Genomic DNA, 19,410 nt, shown 5'->3' on the forward strand with positions numbered 1-19,410 from the left:
GAGGGCGTTCAAAACGAACGCCCTCCTCTTATTTTATAAAACCCAAAACTAACAAGTGTAGAAAGGCAAGAGAACAGCAGTGCCACACTAGAAAATGCAATGAGGTACATATTATATTTCATCACTTTGCCAATTAGTTGATTACTGTCGTATTGAAATAGTCCTGCGATTATGTTGAATAAAAATAATACGATAAACATGACGATCACACCGTCTATTGATCCTTTAATATCTGGTTTACTTAAAGCGATATGTGCAGAAATACAAATGGCGATAAATAAAAATAGCCAAAAGGAAGGATTCAATAAATTACTTATTGTAAATAAGCTTTTCAATAATACAAACGTCGACAAGAGCATGTTTTGAACCATTTCTATATTAATAGAAGTAGAAGCGATTGTTTTTTCGAGAGTTGTATTAAATAAGAAATATGAATTCGGTACGAAATAGCGCATTAAAAGGATTAACGCAGTAATACCAGAAATAATAGGACCAATTCCAATGAAGAAGTTCCCAATTCGTTGATATACACTTTTTTGATTGTATTGATGTTGTACGTATCCTAAAGCACCTTGACTTGTATCTGTTGGGAAAAACTGCGTTCCTACAATTTTATGACGAAATAGCACACACATAATGGCATGTCCAAGTTCGTGAATCGGAACACCAATCCAAGCCGTTAAAAGGAATCCTTTTCTTCCGAAAGCTCTCGACCAATACATGCGTGTGAGAGATTCTAAATATCCTAATAAAAATCCAATTACAATGATAACGCCAATTAAAGATAATAATTGGATTACGCTTGTAAGGAGTATTTGAAAAATTGAGTTTACCAATTCCATTGCCAGTCATCCAATCTGTTAAAAATATTATTTATTCTGTTTCATAATAGCATTTTTTTTCAAGATTACTAGCACATATATTTTCTTTCGGAAGAAGGATTTCAGAATCTTTTTCTTGTAGTCATGTTTTATGTCCAAAGTCATATATTGAACTTGTAACACCCTATATGGTATATGCTTAAGGAGGGATAAGAGAATGAAATGTCCGTCATGTCATACAGAAAATGCAGCGGAGGCAAAGTTTTGCGGGAATTGTGGACATTCGTTAACGGAAGAAGTAGTGGCAAGTAGTGGCCAAGAAGAAGGGCCGGAACAAGCACGTGCGGCACAAGCAAAGGAAGCTCGGCCAAATGAAACGGTAGAGCAAGCGAAGCGGTTCGCGAGCGGCTATTTTCAATTTTTTAAACATGCATTACAAGCACCGACAGCGATTATGAAAAGCGGCGCTATTGAAGTGCGAAATGGAATTGTAAGTCTTGTTCTTATTTGTTTTTTAGGAGCATGTATTTTTTATAGAATGATGAGTGCAGCATCAGCAGTTACGAGAACATTTGCACCAGATATATCTACTCCCACGTTTTTTGGAGAATCTATAACGGTCTTTTTCTTTTTATTAATTTTAACTTTATTTGTCGGATTTATTATTTTTGTAAGTGGCAAGATGATGAAATCATCTTTTTCGTTTCTTGAAGTATTTGGTATATGGGGAACGATAGCGACGCCGGCTATTGTCATATTAGTCCTTTCTTTTCTTTTTAGTTTCTTATTAATCTTTTTCTTACCTATATTATTATCCGTAGCTGCAACTTATATAGGAATTAGTATAACTGTAGCCGTATTAAAGCTAGACAATGGCGGATTAGATCTCGTTTACACACTTATTATTGCAAATGTTTTAATTGGAATTGCAACGTTCATTGTACTTTGGTCTTACATTAGCACGATAATTCAAGCCTTAACAAAGGGAATAACTGGCTTCTAATGAAAAGGTGGTTGACTGAATGAATGTATGTACAAAGTGCGGAGCTCAGTTTGAAGATGGTGTGCAATTTTGTCAAAACTGCGGGTCGAAGAGGGGACGTCCTGTAGTAAAGAAGAACATGAGCGGCGGTACAAAAGTTGGCATTACACTGTTAGCACTATTTGTTATAGTGATTATTGGCTTGTATTTGTACGGAGCATCGTATTATACGCAGGTGGCACAAGTAGACCGGATGATTACGATTTTACAAGAGCAAGACGGAGAGAAATTAGCTGAGATCGTTACGGCAGATGATCCATCGGTTATGATAACGAGAGAGAGTGTAACGCCCCTATTTTCATATATAAAAGAAAATCCATCTTACGTAAATGAATTAAAAGGATATTTGAGACAAGGTGAAAAACAACGGGACGGAATAGAAAGAGCTGATTTTTCATTAACGAAAGACGGAAAGTATTTCTTTATATTTGATCGATATAAATTGAAAGCGAAGACGTACTATACAACTTTGCTTACAAATGAAAAAGGCGTATCGTTAAAAATGAACGGAAAAGAAATTGATAAGACAGATGACAAAAAGTTTGAGAAGCAATATGGGCCATTTCTTCCGGGAAATCAAGTGTTTCAATCAGATTATAAAAATGACTATGTAAAATTATCTCGTGAGGAAAAGGTTGTACTTATGAAACAAAGCCAAAATAACGTAACGATAGATTTAACGTTGCAAGGTCAATATATTACAGTTCAAACGAACGCGCCTGGTGCAACATTGTACGTAAATCAAAAACCGGTTACAGCGCTGGCAGGAGAAGAAATTACATGGGGGCCAGTAGCGACTGATGGAAGTGCGACGATTTATTTAGAACGAAATGGAGAAAGCGGACGGGAAACGACACAAGTAGAGACGGTAACGGCACTTTCGTCTTATAATCTTCCATTCCAAAAGAAAAGTACAGAAAAAACAGTTGTTTATAATGTTACTCCAACGCCCGCGACTGGGTATGTATATAATGGTTTCATCTTTCCTGATAGTGATATTCGAAAATTAACGAGCGCAGATTTAACATATTTATCGAAAGAGCAGTTGAAAATTGCTAGAAATGAAATATATGCAAGGCATGGACATATTTTTCAAACGAAAGATATGCAAGCGTATTTTGCAAAACAGTCTTGGTATAGAGAAAATCCTTACTTTACAGGAACGTTAACAGATATCGAAACTTATAATATTGAACTAATCAAATCAAGAGAATAGAACACATGAAAAAAGTACAGTGCATAACTGTACCTTTTTTATGGTTTTTTATCTGAACCAGGATCCCTTGAGAAAAAGATATGAAAGAGAAATGTGACTTTACTTGCTCCTCCTGATGTACTTGCTTGCACATCAGATAAACCATTAGATGTTAAAACACCTTCAGAATGAGGGGGTACGACTATTTTGAGATTATCATCTGATTCTGATGATGCAGTAACTGTTATTGTATCATCAGATAAGTTCAAAATTTTTACAGTGCCGATTGGTAAGATGGACTTGCCAGCGTGTGATGCTGAAGCGAAGCGAGAGCCTTTCCAAATCGTTTGTGGGAAAGTCTCATCATTAGATAACCAAGCACGAGCACTATAGATGGTTGCGTTAATAGAGAATTCTTGATCAAGCGACAAGGCGGGTTTTGGTTCTTTCGGTTCCTCTGGAGTTTGAGCGAGAAGGCCGGCGCACATGTATGTTTCACCTACTTTCAATTGTTACTGTTATAGCATATTAAACATATTGTTTATAAGACACGACAGTTACCTATTCAAGCATAGGTTTGTGCACAAAATTTGAAGATGAAATTCTCTTTCTTTACAATGGAAGTAGGTGTTATTTCTATAAAATATGGAAAACGTAAAGAGTATGTAAAAAAGAAGGAGTGGTAAAGTGAACTATGTCATTATTGGCGGAGATGCAGCTGGTATGAGTGCAGCTATGCAAATTGTTAGAAACGATGAAAATGCAAATGTTGTAACTTTAGAAAAAGGTGAAATTTATTCGTACGCTCAGTGTGGATTACCGTACGTCATTAGTGGTGCTATCGCTTCAACTGAAAAGTTAATCGCGCGTAACGTAAAGACGTTTCGTGAGAAATATGGAATTGATGCGAAAGTGCGTCATGAAGTAACGAAAGTAGATACGGAAAAGAAAATGGTGTACGCAGAGCATACGAAGACGAAAGATGTCTTTGAATTTCCGTACGATCGATTATTAATTGCGACTGGAGTGCGTCCTGTTATGCCAGAATGGGAAGGACGGGAATTACAAGGCGTTCATCTTTTAAAAACAATTCCTGATGCTGAGCGCATATTAAAAACGCTAGAAACGAATAAAGTTGAAGATGTAACGATTATTGGCGGTGGTGCCATTGGACTTGAGATGGCAGAAACATTCGTCGAACTTGGTAAGAAAGTAAGAATGATTGAGCGAAATGATCATATCGGTACGATTTATGATGCAGATATGGCAGAGTACATACATAAAGAAGCAGATAAGCATCATATTGAAATTTTAACGAATGAAAATGTAAAAGCATTCAAAGGGAATGAACGAGTAGAAGTAGTTGAAACGGATAAAGGTACGTATAAAGCGGATCTTGTTTTAGTATCTGTCGGAGTGAAGCCAAATACTGATTTCCTTGAAGGGACAAATATACGTAAGAATCATAAAGGGGCAATTGAAGTAAATGCATATATGCAAACGAATGTGCAAGACGTATATGCAGCTGGTGATTGCGCAACACATTACCACGTTATAAAGGAAATTCATGATCATATCCCGCTCGGAACGACTGCCAATAAACAAGGGCGACTTGCTGGACTGAACATGCTGGATAAACGAAGAGCCTTTAAAGGTACGTTAGGTACAGGTATTATTAAATTTATGGATTTGACGCTTGCAAGAACAGGATTAAATGAAAAAGAAGCGAAAGGGCTACACATCCCGTATAAAACAGTTAAAGTAGATTCTACAAATATGGCGGGCTATTATCCAAATGCAAAACCACTTTACTTGAAATTACTATATCGATCCGATACGAAACAATTATTGGGCGGGCAAGTAATTGGAGAAGAAGGCGTAGATAAACGGATTGATGTGATTGCAATGGCACTTTTCAATAAAATGAGTATTCACGATTTAGAAGATGTCGACTTAAGTTATGCACCACCATATAACAGCGTTTGGGACCCAATTCAGCAAGCGGCAAGGAGAGCGGAATAGCACTTTTTAAAGTGCTATTTTTTTTACAATGAGGGAGTAAATAAAGTTTCACTTTATTTTGAATATACCCTTTCCCCTTGAAAACATATTACGTATCGCTTATATTTTCATATAGTATTTATTTTTTAAACGAAGCAATGAATGAACCAGGGGGCGCAGTATGGCAATTAACATGAAAACAATCGAAGAATGGATTGCTGAATCAAATGCAAGACATGAAGAAGACTTTGGACACGTTGTGGAAGAAATGAAAGAAGTATGTGTCGGACTTGATAACGCGACATTAATTTATACGAAAAATGTATTTTGTTTCGGTAAAAAAGTAGAAGTATTTTTCTTCTTCCAAGACCATGTCGTGATTGGACAAGAAAAAGACGAATATATTGAAATTGAAAAATTAAAGTATGATGACATTACAAATAGTAACTTAAAAACAAATGACAAAAATACTACGTTAGAATTAAAGTTTGCTAACGGACAATCTATCAATTTAGATAGTTTAAATGATAACTACGGTACGAAAAATTGGTTATTTGCTAGACAAATTAAGAGTATTTTTAAGTTAATCTAGTAAAAAAGCACGCCGATAGACGGCGTGCTTCTAACAATGCAAAGCCCCTTTTAACCAATTCCGCGCTCGATATGCCCCAACTGGAACTTGAATAAGAGATGTTTCATTCCCAGCATCTATTCCGTACAATTGATCACATGAATTTGTATCAAAACTAAGTAAAGGATGCCCGCCCATCCCCATCGCGGTCGCTGCAAAAACGAGTTTATGAACGAGTATACCTGCTTCCATTTGATGGATACGGTACCCTCTATAGCCTAATGCATTTGTATAATAATCTTTCTTTCCGACTACATGTAGGCAAAGTGGTACTTGAAAAAGGTTTACGTTATCCATCGTCATACTAGACTGAAGTGGGTAGCGAAGGTCTCCATATCGAATTGGTTGTATGGAATGTGTTTTACTGTTATAAGCGTAAGCTCCGTTTTCAATATTTTTCACGTTATAAAAACATCCATATAAGGAGACGCGTGTATTTTTATTTGTATACTTACCATCAAGGTCGTTGTAATAGGGGAAGGAGAGGCTCGCTTCTTGTAGTAAAGTAGCGAGCTCAGCTGCATCCCATTTCGTTAAAGTAAAGTCAGCATCAGGGGAATACCGTTTTCTGCAAAGTTGCAAGAAATCATAAGATAAATGCTCTACTTTCGGCAGTTGTACAGCATACTCATGATGTTGATAGTGCTCTTCATGAGCTAGTGTTTGGAAGTGTGCTGTCGATTCGATCATAGAAGCTTCATTTATTTTTGTTATCATCGGATATTCATCTACATGTTTTGAGCGAACGAAATGTTCATGTGCGAGCGGCGGAATTTGTTGCAACAACTCATGAGAAGTAACTGTTTTATTTTCACGGTAATCATTGTGAAACCAATTAGTTTCTGGCTCTGTACTTAAAGGAATAACGGCATACACACTTTCTTCACCTTCTGACAATCCGAGTAAATGGTTCAGTGCACGGTCTAGAAATTGAAAGTATACGCCGTTCGTATAACCGAACTGATTTGCACATTCTAGTAATTGTCCAATGAGAACCCCGCTATCTAATCCTTGAAGTCGATATGAAAAGTTATTGTATTTAAAGAAGTTTTTCCAAAACATAGTGGATACGAATGCAGCACCGAAACAATCCTGTATGTTACAGCGATTACCGAGTGCGTCTGCTAAATAAGAATCGAAATTTCCTTCGCGAAGTAAAATAAGTCGGTGATGCGCGGCGTCATAATGGTAAATGCCGTCTGGATAATCGTCAATCTTTAAATAGATATACAATTCATTCGGGTATAAGGCACCGCCTGAAGGAATGGATCTACGTAATACATTTCTCTCGCTATTTAGCTGACATAATTGTGTTACACCAAATGAATACCAAAGGTAGTGACCAATCTCATTTAGAGTAGGTGTAGTAGAAGAGTTCGATAAAGATAACGGGATTTCTAAGGAGAGCGGGATGGTAGGTACATTTCGATATAATTTATAAGGAAGCGGTGCGTCTTTCCAGTCCACCTCATGATTTGGCATAATTTCATCGATAGAGAAATGGAGATGATGTAAAAAAGTATCTAGCTGCATGAAATCCCTCCTTTACTATGGAAACGGATGTGGATGTGGATTTAATCTTTCATTTGTTAAAGGTTCGTCTGTATATCCAATTGTCATCGGTACGGTATATACCCGGTCCAGTCCTGTAACCCGAGTAAGATGGTGTCCGAACGTCATCGGTAACATACCTGGAATAATAACTTTTACACAGTGTAGTCCGTTCTTTTCTATAAGGGGAACGGTTTGATCTACAACGATTACTTCAAGGTCAGATTGATGCAAACGATTTAAAAGTTGGTGGAGATCGGATGTTAAATCCATATCAAATGATTGTGATACATTTATTTCTTGGAACGTTTGCACCGGTGCATCTTCTCGTAAAAGGAAGTGAAGACGTTCTTCCGTTTCTTTCAATCCGTACAGCATACTATGGTCTTCCATTTTATTAACGAAATAAGGATCTTGTAAGCACTTTTCGTAGTATTCTCTTTTGTGCTCGAGCTCATCGTCTGTTATTAGTAACATGCCTGCTATTTCTTGAATGGCGCTTTTTAAGGCTCGAATAGGATCTAAATGAGCGCCTCCCGCACAAACAACGTTCATTCCATTTTCACGCGTATTTTTTGCAATTACCCATAAGCTCGGGATGCCGTGTTCCATCGTCGCATTAAAAGCGTGTAATTCATACCCGGTAATCGTACGTAACCGCTGGATCATTAATTGTAATTCTGTATCATTTGCTGAACTCAGATCAAGGCGGGGAAGAGGTAATTCTGCATACCAAGTGAGTAAGAAGGCATCACGCTCTACAATTTCTAAAATACCGTGAAAAATCGCTTCTTCTAAACTACCGCCAATTGCACATCCATTTGATGTTTCATACACGAAAGCATCTCGATGACCGAGGCTATAATAAGCAATTGATTCAGGAACTAAAAGCGGTCTGTTTTGTGATAAAGAATATCCCCATACCCAGTTTTGCTCATAATCAGGATCAAACGGCTTAAATGGAAAATTATCACGATTGTAATGTTCATTTGCATGTACACCGAGTGTGAGGGGATTTAGTGCATGTTCCTCTAAATCATGAAAACTACCATGCACATTTGTCTTTTTCCCGCGAGGCGACATACCGCAATATCGTTCTAAACCTTCTAAAATAGCAGTTGCTTCACTCACTGCAAATGAATGAGTTCGGCCTGCAACACCTTCATTTCCGAACATTAATGGCATGTTTATAATGACGTCAGCGAATGGTAATAATGAATGCTGCATTTTGCCGTTTAACATACCGACCCGATAATCTAAATAGTCTCGCGTTAAAAATGTGTTTAATTCATGAATGGAACGGCAGCGATACGTTTCGGTGCTTACTTTTAAACTCGGTTGTAAAGAAACTTCCGCCGCATCCGCAGTATCATCAGGTAAATTACTACATACAGGACAGAGAGGATCTGGAAGAAAAGAATGCCGCGTACATTGTAATGTTTGTAAGTTTAGTAAAATAAGTTCATTTTCTAAAGAAGAATGGTTATGAGTTAATATTTTTTCTGTTTCTGCGCAAATAAGATGGCACATTTGTAACATTCCATTTTGGGTGGCACGTACATCACGCCTCGTTACATTATCTGCTTTAAAGGCATATTTCCGTTGTAGTTCCCACATTTCTTTTTGATCAAAGCCAGCGATAAAACGGCGTCCATCAGAACAATGGGAACATCCGGGCGTAAGAGGATGAATGTAAGGACCGATAATACCTTCGCCAAATGAAGTAAAACCACGTAACCACGGAATATGATTTGACCGAAAAATTAGCTCAGCGTCATGATGAATAGTAGAAGGAGATCCGTCATGTAATACGAGAGCGAGATGAATATTTTCAGGAAGTTCTTCTGTAAGGGTATGCTGACGAATGATGGAATATTGTTTGCATAATTGATCATGTACATAGTCTGCAAGAAGGCCATCCCCTATAAGTAATATATTTTGAGTCATAGACCGTCCTCCTTTGCAATTAATACCCCATACACACCGTCTAAGTTTTCTTTCAAAAATGGTTCGATTGCTAAATCAAACACGAAGGGATAAAAATTATGTTCTTCTAAATGCTGTAAGGCAAGCTGTAAAGATTGCACACTTGGAATTTCTTCTTCCGCTTGTATTTCCACTCTAAAAGAATCCGTGTCATATAAAATAATAGATGATTCAGGCAAGATATTAGCTCTGTAAGGAGTCTCTTCACTTTGAATGTGTAGCAGTGATAGTTGTAGTGCGCTTCGTAACGCTAACGTCATATTAATATTAGATGCACCGTACCATCTATCATTTATACCAATCCAAATGACTGGAAAACTGAGAATCTCTTCACTCATTGCAATTTTAGGTGTTTCATGAATTGTAGCAAGAGCATCGTAATAAAATCTACAATGTTTATCGTGAATATCAGTTAAATCAATCGTTGTAAGTTCTTCTAGCATATGTGACTGCCGCTCATACAGTTTATTGTTTAAATGTTGTTGTAGTGCCCGGTAAAATCCTTCTGTCATCGTTTCTCCAGCACCGATACCGATATCGTTATGTTCAGGAATAAGGCGGTGAATGATTTCTGCTACATATGTTTCAATTCCTGTTAAACCGGCTTCTCGGCGTGCTTCATTATGAGTCAATCCACTGCAAGTCATAAGAGGCAGAAGGGGAGCTGGGCCATCTGATAGTGGAGTGGCTACTTGAATATAGCACTGTGATAACGGTAATTGATATGAATCTTGTTCATCCCATACATGGAATATACCGGCTTCTTTAGAAGTTAATGAGTCGAAAAAGCGGAATACATCAGTTGAAGTATGTTGGCCATACCGATGCTCAAGTTTTTCAGAAAGATTTTCTATCGTATCAATTGTAAAACTTTCATCAGTTGCAAGAGGGTGTTTTATAAAAGGATGCCACGTTCCTTCAAGTGTTTCATAGTTTAATAAAAAGAATTGTGATTCTTTTTCACGATATGAATCATCCGCGACATGTTTAAACAATTCAAAAACGATTACATTTGCTAACATGGCAGATGCAATTTGTGAGAAGGAATCCGATGAATTTTCATTTTGCAAAGTCGTTTCATGTAGTCGATGCCATGCGGATTCCCAGCATTCATCACGGTTTTCCATTACGACAGGTCCAGCTATACCGAGTGTTGATAAACAAATAGCTGGTATAAAATTCTTTTTCGTTTCTCTACAAATAGTGTGAACTGTTTTTAAACCGTCAATGTCTCCGTTTTGAGAAACATATAAAATCCAATCAAAAGGTTCGAATACTTCATGCAAGGGACGGTCAATTGTAGTATCGATTTCTTGAAGGAGTACACTGTTATCAACTTCATATGCACGTTCTATTAGCTCATGTATTCTGTCATAGTTTGTTTCATCCCGATCTGTAACGAGGTAATAAAATGTAGGTAAACCAGATTCTAATAAAGAAGAAACTAAGGAAGTGAGCATATCCCCAGAACCAAGTACAAGGACATTTGCTCCGCGGTACGTTTCGAATTTTAAAGCACCTGAATGAGAATCGGCTTCTAAAAATTCAATTTGCGAAGCATATCTGTCGAGTAATGTACTGTTTAATTCATGAGGTGCATCTTGATTTGCATCGCGAACGAAACCATTTTCATATAAAATCTCTCCAATTTCAAATACCCGATTTTGATAGGGGAGAGGGAGGCCATCGGTTATTTCTGCTAAAGAATAATTTCCGTTAAACATTGGCATTAATTTTTCAATCCAGTCATAAATTCCATCACCGTCCATGCGAAATGAACTGGCGTTATTTCGAAAATAGACACCCCCGTTTGAATCGGGAAGGAAGAAAGTATCCTTATTTACTTTAAGTTTTGCATGAATTGGAAGGTTATTCATTTTAATCCTCCTTACGTTTAGGCATACATTATTACTTTATGTCATGAAATTTGTCCCGTATGAACACAATAAAAAAAGGCTGTAGAATGATTCATTCTACAGCCTTTAATAGATTTTTAATCTATCAACCTTCTAATAATAATGACTTTGGATCTTCAAGCATATCTTTAACAGCAACAAGGAAGCTAACTGCTTCTTTACCATCAACAATACGGTGATCGTAAGATAAAGCAATGTACATCATTGGGCGGTTTTCCATACGCTCGTTATCAATTGCAACTGGGCGTACTTGGATTTTATGCATTCCTAAAATACCAACTTGAGGGCTATTTAGGATTGGTGTTGACATTAGAGAACCGAATACACCACCGTTTGTAATTGTAAATGTACCACCTTGTAGTTCTTTTAATGAAAGTTTGTTATCGCGTGCTTTTTTACCTAATTCACGAATTTCGCTTTCGATTTCAGCGAAGTTTAATTGGTTAGCATCGCGTACAACTGGAACAACTAATCCATCTGGAGCTGCTACTGCAATACCGATATCATAGAATTTTTTAATGATAAGCTCGTCACCTTGAATTTCAGCATTTAATAATGGGAATTGTTTTAATGCTGCAACAACTGCTTTTGTGAAGAATGACATGAAGCCAAGACGTACATCATGTTTTTTCTCGAAAGCATCTTTGCGTTCTTTACGTAATTCCATGATCGCACTCATATCAACTTCGTTAAATGTTGTTAACATTGCAGATGTTTGTTGAACTTCTACAAGACGTTTTGCAATTGTTTGACGGCGGCGGGACATTTTCACGCGCTCAACTGGTTTTTCGAATTCCGTTTTTGCAACTGGAGCAGGAGCTGGACTCTTTGGAGCAGCTGGTGCTTCTTTTGGTGCTGCAGCATGAGCTTGTACATCATGTGGTCTCACGCGTCCAAGTGGATCTGTACTACGTACGTCGTTTAAGTCGATTCCTAATTCACGAGCCATCTTTCTAGCAGCTGGTGATGCGATAGGACGGTTTGTATTTGGTAACCCTTGTAGTGTTGCAGTTTGCTCAGCACTTGGTGCCGCAGCTTTCGGTGCTTCAGCTGTTTCTTGTTTTGGTTGCTCAGCAGCCGGTGCAGGTGTACTTACTGCAACTGGTGCTCCATTAGCATCTAAAATTGCGATAGTTGCGCCAACTTCAACTGTATCCCCAGGTTCGCCTAGTAACTTCGATACAATACCTGAATCTTCTGCAATGATTTCTACATTGACTTTATCAGTTTCAAGCTCAACAACGCTGCCACCTTTCTCAACTTTGTCGCCTACGTTGATAAGCCATTGTGAAATAGTTCCTTCAGTAATAGATTCTGCAAGCTCAGGTACTTTAATTTCGATCATTTTAAATGTCCTCCCCTTATTTGCCTAACGGTGTGTTTTTTCTTCTTTTGTCTTCGGTAATCTCCATTTGTTAGCCTGGCCTTGGGCAGAATATCTGCCCAAGGAACAAGCTAGAAACATTCATTGTTACTTTTTAGTTGCTGTAAACTTCAATTTCTTGTTTATCTTGACGGAAGTTATACTTCACATCTAAAGCATGTGCAACAATTAGCTCTTGCTCAGCTTTGTGAGCGAATGGATCGCCGCCAGATGGACTAGAGCGATCAGGACGTCCAATGTAGCCTGTTTTCACTTTATCTCCAGCAAGTTCGAACAGAATTGGAGCCATGTAATGCCATGCGCCCATATTACGAGGTTCTTCTTGAACCCAAATGATTTCTTCTAAGTTTTTAAAGCGTTTAATAATAGATTGAACTTTCTCAGCAGGGAATGGGTATAATTGCTCAATACGAACGACATGAACTTCGTCTAAGTTGTACTCATGTTTACCAGACTCGATTTCTGCTGCTAAGTCAATCGCCATTTTACCTGTGCTTAAAACAAGACGTTTTACTTTATTTGGTTTCATGCCAAGGTTTTCTTGTTCTAAAGCAGGTTGGAAACGTCCTTCGCTTAACTGACTAGCAGTTGAAAGCGTAAGTGGGTGACGTAATAAACTCTTCGGCGTCATCAATACTAATGGTCGAACAGCTTCTGTTCCTAAGATAGATGCTTGACGACGCAGGATATGGAAGTATTGAGCCGCGCTCGTTAAGTTTGCAACTGTCCAGTTATTCTCAGCAGCTAACTGTAAGAAACGCTCTGGACGTGCACTAGAGTGCTCTGGTCCTTGACCTTCATAACCGTGTGGTAATAGAAGAACTAAGCCAGATTTTTGACCCCATTTTGCTCTTCCAGCTGAAACATATTGATCAAATAATGCTTGCGCAGTATTTGAGAAGTCACCATATTGCGCTTCCCACATAACAAGAGTTTCTGGAGCGAATACGTTATAACCATATTCGTAACCAACAACAGCAGCCTCTGATAACGGACTGTTATGAACAGAGAACGATGCATTAATGTTTGGTAAGCGATGCAATGGTGAATATGTTTCGTTTGTATCAGTATCGTGTAATACGATATGACGGTGTGCGAATGTACCACGCTGTGAATCTTGACCAGTTAAACGAATTGGCGTACCTTCTTGTAAAATAGAAGCGAATGCTAACGATTCAGCAAGTGCCCATTCAATTTTACCGTTCTCTTCAAGAGCATCTTTACGGCGCTCAAGAATTTTCTTCACTTTCGGATATACGTTAAATCCTTCCGGCCAAGATAGTAGACCTTCATTAATTGCACGAAGTGAGTCAATCTCAACACCAGTATCAATTGACTGAATACCTTTTGCAACAACATCTGGTACTTTAACGTGAATTGTTGCGTCGCTCGTATCAGCTGGTGGTACTTGTGCATAGTCGGATTTTAATTGCTCTTGTGTAAACTGTGTAATTGTTTCAACCTCATCTGCATTTAGAACACCAGCAGCTTGTAATTGATCTGCATAAATTGCTCTTACAGTTGGATGGTTTTTAATTTTTTTGTACACTTGTGGTTGCGTAACTGCTGGATCATCCATTTCGTTATGACCGTAGCGGCGGTAACCAATTAAATCGATTAAGAAATCTTTTTTGAACAACATGCGATATTGAATCGCAAGGTTAGCAGCTGCAAGACAAGCTTCCGGATCATCAGCGTTCACGTGAACAATCGGAATATCGAAACCTTTTGCAAGGTCACTAGAATATTTCGTAGAACGAGAATCATAGCTATCAGTTGTAAAACCAACTGCATTGTTTGCGATAACATGAATCGTTCCGCCTGTTTGATACGCGTTCAATCTGCTTAAGTTGAGTGTCTCAGATACAATACCTTGACCAGGGAATGCAGCATCACCATGAACTAAAATTACGAATGATTTTGAAGTATCTTGATCTGGAAGACCAGATTTTTTACGATTCTCTTGAGCAGCACGTGCGAAACCTTCTACTACAGGATTCACGAACTCAAGATGACTCGGGTTATTTGCTAATGTCACGCGAGTGCTAACTTCTTCGTTACTAACGACTTGTTCTCTACCTAGGTGGTATTTCACATCGCCAGTCCAGCCAGAATTAGCCACTGCGCCTTCTATTTTTGCATGTTTGAACTCAGCAAACATGTGGCTATATGGTTTTTCTAATACGTGAGCAAGTACGCTTAGGCGACCGCGGTGAGCCATACCAATCATGACATCCTCAACGCCGTTTTTAGCACCTTCTAGAACAATTTCATCTAAAACAGGTACAAGCATATCAACGCCCTCGATAGAGAAACGTTTTTGCCCAACGAATGTTTTATGCAAGAATTGCTCGAAACCTTCAACAGCTGTTAAACGTTTTAAAAGAGCAGTTCGTTTTTTATTTGATAGTGGTTGACGCAATGAATTTGATTCCACCATTTGATGCAACCACGCGCGTTCTTCACTATCTTGTATATGAGAAAATTCATAAGCTAAAGATTTTGTATAAACGTCTTTTAATCTATGAATTACATCAAGTGCAGTGTGAATACCTTCTGGTGCATCTGGCCATACTGTTTTCGCTGGAATCGCTTTCAAGTCAGCATCACTCAGTTCGCTCATTGCTTTCTCAAGAAGAGATTGTCCATTTGCAGCATCTTCCATCGGGTTGATGTGAGCCAACGTGTGCCCGAAAGAACGAATCTGCTCAACAAGTTGAACGACTTTAAGAATTTTTTCAATGTTACCTGTGTTTTGAGGAGAAAAATGTGTTGCTGTGTTGTCCCCTGTTACGACATCATCTTGAAACGAAGGAGCTCCAAAAATTTCAAAAAGCTCTTGTAATTCCGGATCAACAGAACCTGCTCCAGTTACGTAAAGATCATACTGTTCAATAACATAACCAAGGTTCGGACCGTGGAACTTGGCCCAAGGGTTTGTCGTTGTATTCTTCCTCGTCATTTGTTTAAACCTCCCAATGCATATAATCCTTTTCCATACAAAGGTGCATTTTGCTCTTTTTCAATAAGTAATGAATCAATAATCAATGTAAATGTTTTCTTTACTCTTATGTTATTACAATAATTTACATAATACCAAACACTATTACTTATCTGTTTTGTAAAAAAACATTCACAATAACTTATCACCCAAGTTAATCTTTCATGTTATAAAGTAATTTTACAGAAAAATGGGGTGGATATATTTGGTATGCCTATACTAATAGCTATAATTGTTGCATTTAAATATAGGTATAATAGTTAGAATGTTTCGATAAAATCGGTTTGAATTATGTATATTGAAATAATAAGCGCTTTCATAGATATTATACAACAATATAACGGAATATAGTATAAAAAATAAAAAATTATGAATTTATCGTAAACTTTATTTAGATAGTGTTAAATATTGAAAGGAAAGTGAAGGATTTCTACAAAAAAAGTTGCTAAACATAAAAAATGCTCCATAAACAGTTAGTTTCTATAAATATGACGAAAAACACCGTAAAACAAATAACGTATTTCGTGAAATAAAGAAATAAATGAAATATTTTAAAAGGATAAAACAAATATGGAGATATTAAATTTAAAAAAAAGAAGTGAGGAGATATAGTAACAGTTATTTACAGTGTTCCGTGTTTCGCTTCAAAATAGACGTGCTGAAATTGAAAAAAGTTTCTTCTATATAAATAGCGTGAATAATAATCAAAATATATGTAAAGGGAACTTGACGTAAAGTTTCCTTTACATATATACTCGGTATATGGAAGGAGGGAGAAATTTCCTTGGAAAATAAAATGGTCGAATACCGAAAAAAATTTGGACTATCTCAAGAAAAGTTGGCTGAGAAACTTGGAGTTTCCAGACAAACCATTATCTCAATTGAAAAAGGGAAATACGATCCATCACTTCCGCTAGCATTTGAAATAGCGAAAACATTTCAGACAACGATAGAACATGTATTTATTTATGAAGGAAAAGAAGAGGGGGAATAGGGATGAATTATTCACAAAAGTACTTTGTAATTATGGGGATTATTTTTCTATTTATGAGTGGATTTATGATATTAACAGGTATAATGACGCATTCTGCACCGCCAGCCATAACGTATCCATTGCTTGGGATGATGATTATGAGTTTCTGTCTAAGCTACTTGCACCCGCAATTTAAAGAAAAAGATGAGCGAATGAAACTTATTCGTTATAAAGGAATGTTTGTAACCTTTTTTGCGTTAACGGCATATTATCTTCTTTTCTCTATCGGCTTAAACTTAAAAATACTTACACTATCTGCTACTGAATTATTAAATATACTTATGGCACTTACAATGAGTACAGTTTTTATCTCATTTGTTGTTTTATCAAAAAGATATTAAGATGGAAGAGAGAAAGGAAGATTAACATATGCAAATGATGTATGCTTTTGGCATTGGGCTTGTATTATTTTTAGCCGTATTCTTATTTATTCGTAAAGACGTTCAAGGCGGGAAGTTAACGAAACGAGGATTTTATAAATTAATCGCCTGTTTAGTTGTTATGCTTATAGCGATTATTGTAATGATTGTTTTAATAAGTCAGTCACTATAGAATGTAAAAACGGAACCTTACTTCGGTAAGGTTTTTTTATATTATTCAACCTAAAAAATACCATTAAATCCATTTACTATAAATAACTTATATTATATAATCCAATGAAATGATAGATAAGGAGTGTAGTATATGAATAAAAAAACTATCTTCTATTTATTAACTTGTCTACTACTTGTAGCTAGTACTACTTATATAATATGTAACAAAAGAGAACAAGTGCCACCTATATTAGTATGGGACGAACAAGAATATTATGTTACGAATGAACCTGCCAAAGTAGAAGAAGTTGGGCGAAAACTTGGCGAAGTAACAAGGGAAATTAAAACAAGTAAAAAACCTACTAAAAATAGAGAATCTAATACATTACAAGAGAAAACAGAAGTATTCACAATGATTGAGGAAGAAAAAAGTGAATATCCGCCTTTAATCATAAAGGAAGCTTATAGTGATGAATATAGGGTAGTGAGGCCGATGTCGAAGCAGGTATTGTGATGAAAAGGAGAATCTTTTGTAGACAGTAATTTAGTATTCGTGGTCGTTAAGAAAAATATTTGTCTTTTCCTCCTATCGGTGCCGTTTACATTTTGATGAATAGAGGAGCAATGCAAAAGAGAGATTTCATTTTATATTTATTATTTACTGCTATTAATATATCGCTTTGGTTATCGTTTATGATTTTTGATTGGAGTATGTGGATGGTAGTAGGGCATTATTTGTTTGGAGCAGTTGTTATTGTTTTTTCGAATATGAATAAGAGCTAAGCCAGCAACCTTAAAGTTGCTGGTTTTTATTTTGCTATTTATAATGAAGAAACAAATTTTTAATAGAGAGTAGTGGGCGTTATGAGATGGAAAGAGGGAACGTTTGAAAAAATAGACACGAATGACTCATCTGTTGAGCAACTTATAAACACGTTTAAGGAACAAAACTTAATTGGTGGAACAATAATAAGCTGTTTTAAAGTGCATAACGAAAATTTTTTTAAAGAAATACCACATTCGAAAGATGGACATGAGCACTTCTTTAGAAGAATCTTCAACTCTTTAGACATAATCAATAACTTAGAAGAGTTAAAAATACATACATCAGACAAATATAAGTTTCGTTTTAAAGAGCAGCTGGCAGCTATGCTTGATGGTAGCATTGCTGCGCAAATTTTGTGGGGCGGAGCATATGAAGGGTTTAAGGAACGACCAGTTATCGCAAAACAATTAGCAGTCAATGTATGTCAATATATGTTCCAAGATCGATACGAAGATATTAAAGTGTTCGAAAGCTATCGCCCTTGGACAGATTGGTTTTACGATGTTGCGTGGGATGTTACTTGGATGGTGTTAGATAGTAGGGAACAGAAAATGTGGTTCATTTGTGCTACGGATACAGATTGATAGAAGAGGGTCTTGTAGGAATGCTGCAAGGCCCTTTATCTTTTGGGAATTAATAGAAAACGAATCATATAAATGCTATACTAAAAAATGTTTGTAATGTCAGTTTCATAATATTGTATGATGCTGACTTACTAGAAAAGATAAGAGGAGAATGAGCGTGCAAAAGATAAAGAAATTATTGCTATTAATGATGGTAGTAGGATTAACAGCAGGTGTTTTAGCAGGGTGTGCAAATCCCAAAGATACTACAGAAGAATTTTTAACAGCGATACAAAAAGGTGATGTAGAAAAGGCTCGTACATTTGTTGAGAGTGACAAGGAATTTAATAAGCTAAATGAAAAAACAGATGATGCTGAGGCAAAAGCAATGCTAAGTGCAATTACAAAGAACTTTAAATTTGAAAAGATAGAAGAAGTATCGAAAAAGGATGACAAAGCAGAAGTGAAAGTGAAAATTACATCTGCTGATCTATCCGTTGCTGTAACAAAAGCAGTGGGAGAAGTTATGCCAATGGCGTTCGCTAGTGCCTTTAGTGAAGACAAAGAACAATCTGAAAAAGCTATCGAAAAAACAATGACCTCAACTATCGTCAAAAACTTAGCAGATAAAGATGCAGCAATGGCAACTCGCGAAGTTACCTTGAACTTAAAGAAAGACAAAGATGACGACTATAAAATCGTTGCTGACGATAACTTGAAAGAAGTATTGTTTGCCAATGCAAAGTCTTTGGAGAAGATGTTTGGTGGGAAGTAATTGAATGAGATAAAAAAGAGACACTATATCACGTAGAAGGTTGATATGGTGTCTCTTTTTTATATGACCCCGGAGAGGCTCGAACTCACGACCTCCACCCTGTCAAGGTGGCGCTCTCCCTGCTGAGCTACGGGATCCCAACTATAAATGTT

Annotated in this window: 17 protein-coding genes, 1 tRNA gene and 1 pseudogene; 11 read left to right on the forward strand and 8 right to left on the reverse strand. The window is 37.0% G+C overall.

The annotated features are described in order from the left end of the window. Positions 1 to 8: 8 nt before the first annotated feature. Positions 9 to 842, reverse strand: a complete 834-nt coding sequence (locus tag ACZDYH_RS09120) for a hypothetical protein (protein ID WP_434713791.1) — start codon at positions 840 to 842, stop codon at positions 9 to 11. A 196-nt stretch (positions 843 to 1,038) separates the two neighbouring features. Here ACZDYH_RS09120 and ACZDYH_RS09125 point away from each other — a divergent pair, with 196 nt between their 5' ends. Together ACZDYH_RS09125 and ACZDYH_RS09130 are read left to right on the forward strand one after the other, a co-directional pair. Next, positions 1,039 to 1,824, forward strand: a complete 786-nt coding sequence (locus tag ACZDYH_RS09125) for a zinc ribbon domain-containing protein (protein ID WP_325863543.1) — start codon at positions 1,039 to 1,041, stop codon at positions 1,822 to 1,824. 19 nt (positions 1,825 to 1,843) lie between these two features. Next, on the forward strand, positions 1,844 to 3,079 hold the full coding sequence (locus ACZDYH_RS09130) for a TcaA 3rd/4th domain-containing protein (protein ID WP_434713794.1): 1,236 nt from the start codon (positions 1,844 to 1,846) through the stop codon (positions 3,077 to 3,079). Positions 3,080 to 3,117: 38 nt separating this feature from the next. On the opposite strand, the gene ACZDYH_RS09135 is transcribed toward ACZDYH_RS09130, so the two are convergent. Beyond that, positions 3,118 to 3,546, reverse strand: a complete 429-nt coding sequence (locus ACZDYH_RS09135; RefSeq protein ID WP_000332414.1) for a hypothetical protein — start codon at positions 3,544 to 3,546, stop codon at positions 3,118 to 3,120. Positions 3,547 to 3,745: 199 nt separating this feature from the next. Between ACZDYH_RS09135 and ACZDYH_RS09140 the strand changes: the two genes are divergently transcribed. Both ACZDYH_RS09140 and ACZDYH_RS09145 read left to right on the forward strand, forming a co-directional pair. Continuing rightward, the gene (locus tag ACZDYH_RS09140; protein WP_025709879.1) at positions 3,746 to 5,080 is read left to right on the forward strand and encodes a CoA-disulfide reductase; all 1,335 of its coding nucleotides are present in this window, start codon (positions 3,746 to 3,748) and stop codon (positions 5,078 to 5,080) included. A 160-nt stretch (positions 5,081 to 5,240) separates the two neighbouring features. Beyond that, complete coding sequence (locus ACZDYH_RS09145; RefSeq protein WP_000996781.1) at positions 5,241 to 5,651, forward strand: DUF3908 family protein; 411 nt, start codon at positions 5,241 to 5,243, stop codon at positions 5,649 to 5,651. Positions 5,652 to 5,681: 30 nt separating this feature from the next. Here the strand turns inward: ACZDYH_RS09145 and ACZDYH_RS09150 are convergent, their stop codons facing one another. From ACZDYH_RS09150 to odhA, 5 genes are all read right to left on the reverse strand, one after another. Then, complete coding sequence (locus ACZDYH_RS09150) at positions 5,682 to 7,223, reverse strand: SagB family peptide dehydrogenase (RefSeq protein ID WP_434713797.1); 1,542 nt, start codon at positions 7,221 to 7,223, stop codon at positions 5,682 to 5,684. Positions 7,224 to 7,238: 15 nt separating this feature from the next. Then, positions 7,239 to 9,188 (reverse strand): TOMM precursor leader peptide-binding protein, encoded by a 1,950-nt coding sequence (locus tag ACZDYH_RS09155; protein ID WP_434713798.1) that lies wholly within the window; start codon positions 9,186 to 9,188, stop codon positions 7,239 to 7,241. Continuing rightward, positions 9,185 to 11,104: a putative thiazole-containing bacteriocin maturation protein gene (locus ACZDYH_RS09160; protein WP_434713800.1), complete on the reverse strand. Its 1,920-nt coding sequence runs from the start codon at positions 11,102 to 11,104 to the stop codon at positions 9,185 to 9,187. The genes ACZDYH_RS09155 and ACZDYH_RS09160 overlap by 4 nt, the downstream gene beginning before the upstream one ends. 124 nt (positions 11,105 to 11,228) lie before the next feature. After that, positions 11,229 to 12,488: a 2-oxoglutarate dehydrogenase complex dihydrolipoyllysine-residue succinyltransferase gene (odhB, locus tag ACZDYH_RS09165; protein WP_000569896.1), complete on the reverse strand. Its 1,260-nt coding sequence runs from the start codon at positions 12,486 to 12,488 to the stop codon at positions 11,229 to 11,231. A 133-nt stretch (positions 12,489 to 12,621) separates the two neighbouring features. Further along, positions 12,622 to 15,489, reverse strand: coding sequence for a 2-oxoglutarate dehydrogenase E1 component (odhA, locus tag ACZDYH_RS09170; RefSeq protein ID WP_000197158.1), 2,868 nt, complete (start codon positions 15,487 to 15,489; stop codon positions 12,622 to 12,624). A gap of 823 nt (positions 15,490 to 16,312) precedes the next feature. On the opposite strand from odhA, the gene ACZDYH_RS09175 reads away from it, so the two are divergent. From ACZDYH_RS09175 to ACZDYH_RS09205, 7 genes and pseudogenes are all read left to right on the forward strand, one after another. Further along, entirely contained in the window at positions 16,313 to 16,522 is a 210-nt protein-coding gene (locus ACZDYH_RS09175; RefSeq protein ID WP_000428506.1) for a helix-turn-helix transcriptional regulator, read from the forward strand. A 2-nt stretch (positions 16,523 to 16,524) separates the two neighbouring features. Further along, positions 16,525 to 16,902, forward strand: coding sequence for a hypothetical protein (locus ACZDYH_RS09180; protein WP_001109902.1), 378 nt, complete (start codon positions 16,525 to 16,527; stop codon positions 16,900 to 16,902). 28 nt (positions 16,903 to 16,930) lie between these two features. Then, positions 16,931 to 17,113 (forward strand): DUF3976 domain-containing protein, encoded by a 183-nt coding sequence (locus ACZDYH_RS09185; protein WP_434713804.1) that lies wholly within the window; start codon positions 16,931 to 16,933, stop codon positions 17,111 to 17,113. A gap of 132 nt (positions 17,114 to 17,245) precedes the next feature. Next, positions 17,246 to 17,608 (forward strand): hypothetical protein, encoded by a 363-nt coding sequence (locus tag ACZDYH_RS09190; protein ID WP_001036583.1) that lies wholly within the window; start codon positions 17,246 to 17,248, stop codon positions 17,606 to 17,608. 55 nt (positions 17,609 to 17,663) lie between these two features. Next, a pseudogene (locus ACZDYH_RS09195) lies at positions 17,664 to 17,877 on the forward strand (hypothetical protein). An 81-nt stretch (positions 17,878 to 17,958) separates the two neighbouring features. Next, positions 17,959 to 18,504, forward strand: a complete 546-nt coding sequence (locus ACZDYH_RS09200) for a hypothetical protein (protein WP_434713806.1) — start codon at positions 17,959 to 17,961, stop codon at positions 18,502 to 18,504. A 157-nt stretch (positions 18,505 to 18,661) separates the two neighbouring features. Next, the gene (locus tag ACZDYH_RS09205) at positions 18,662 to 19,258 is read left to right on the forward strand and encodes a hypothetical protein (protein WP_459070458.1); all 597 of its coding nucleotides are present in this window, start codon (positions 18,662 to 18,664) and stop codon (positions 19,256 to 19,258) included. Between the two features lie 64 nt (positions 19,259 to 19,322). On the opposite strand, the gene ACZDYH_RS09210 is transcribed toward ACZDYH_RS09205, so the two are convergent. Continuing rightward, a tRNA-Val gene (locus ACZDYH_RS09210) sits at positions 19,323 to 19,395 on the reverse strand. Between the last annotated feature and the right edge of the window lie 15 nt (positions 19,396 to 19,410).

It is taken from the genome of Bacillus sp. EB V-12 (assembly GCF_056158125.1).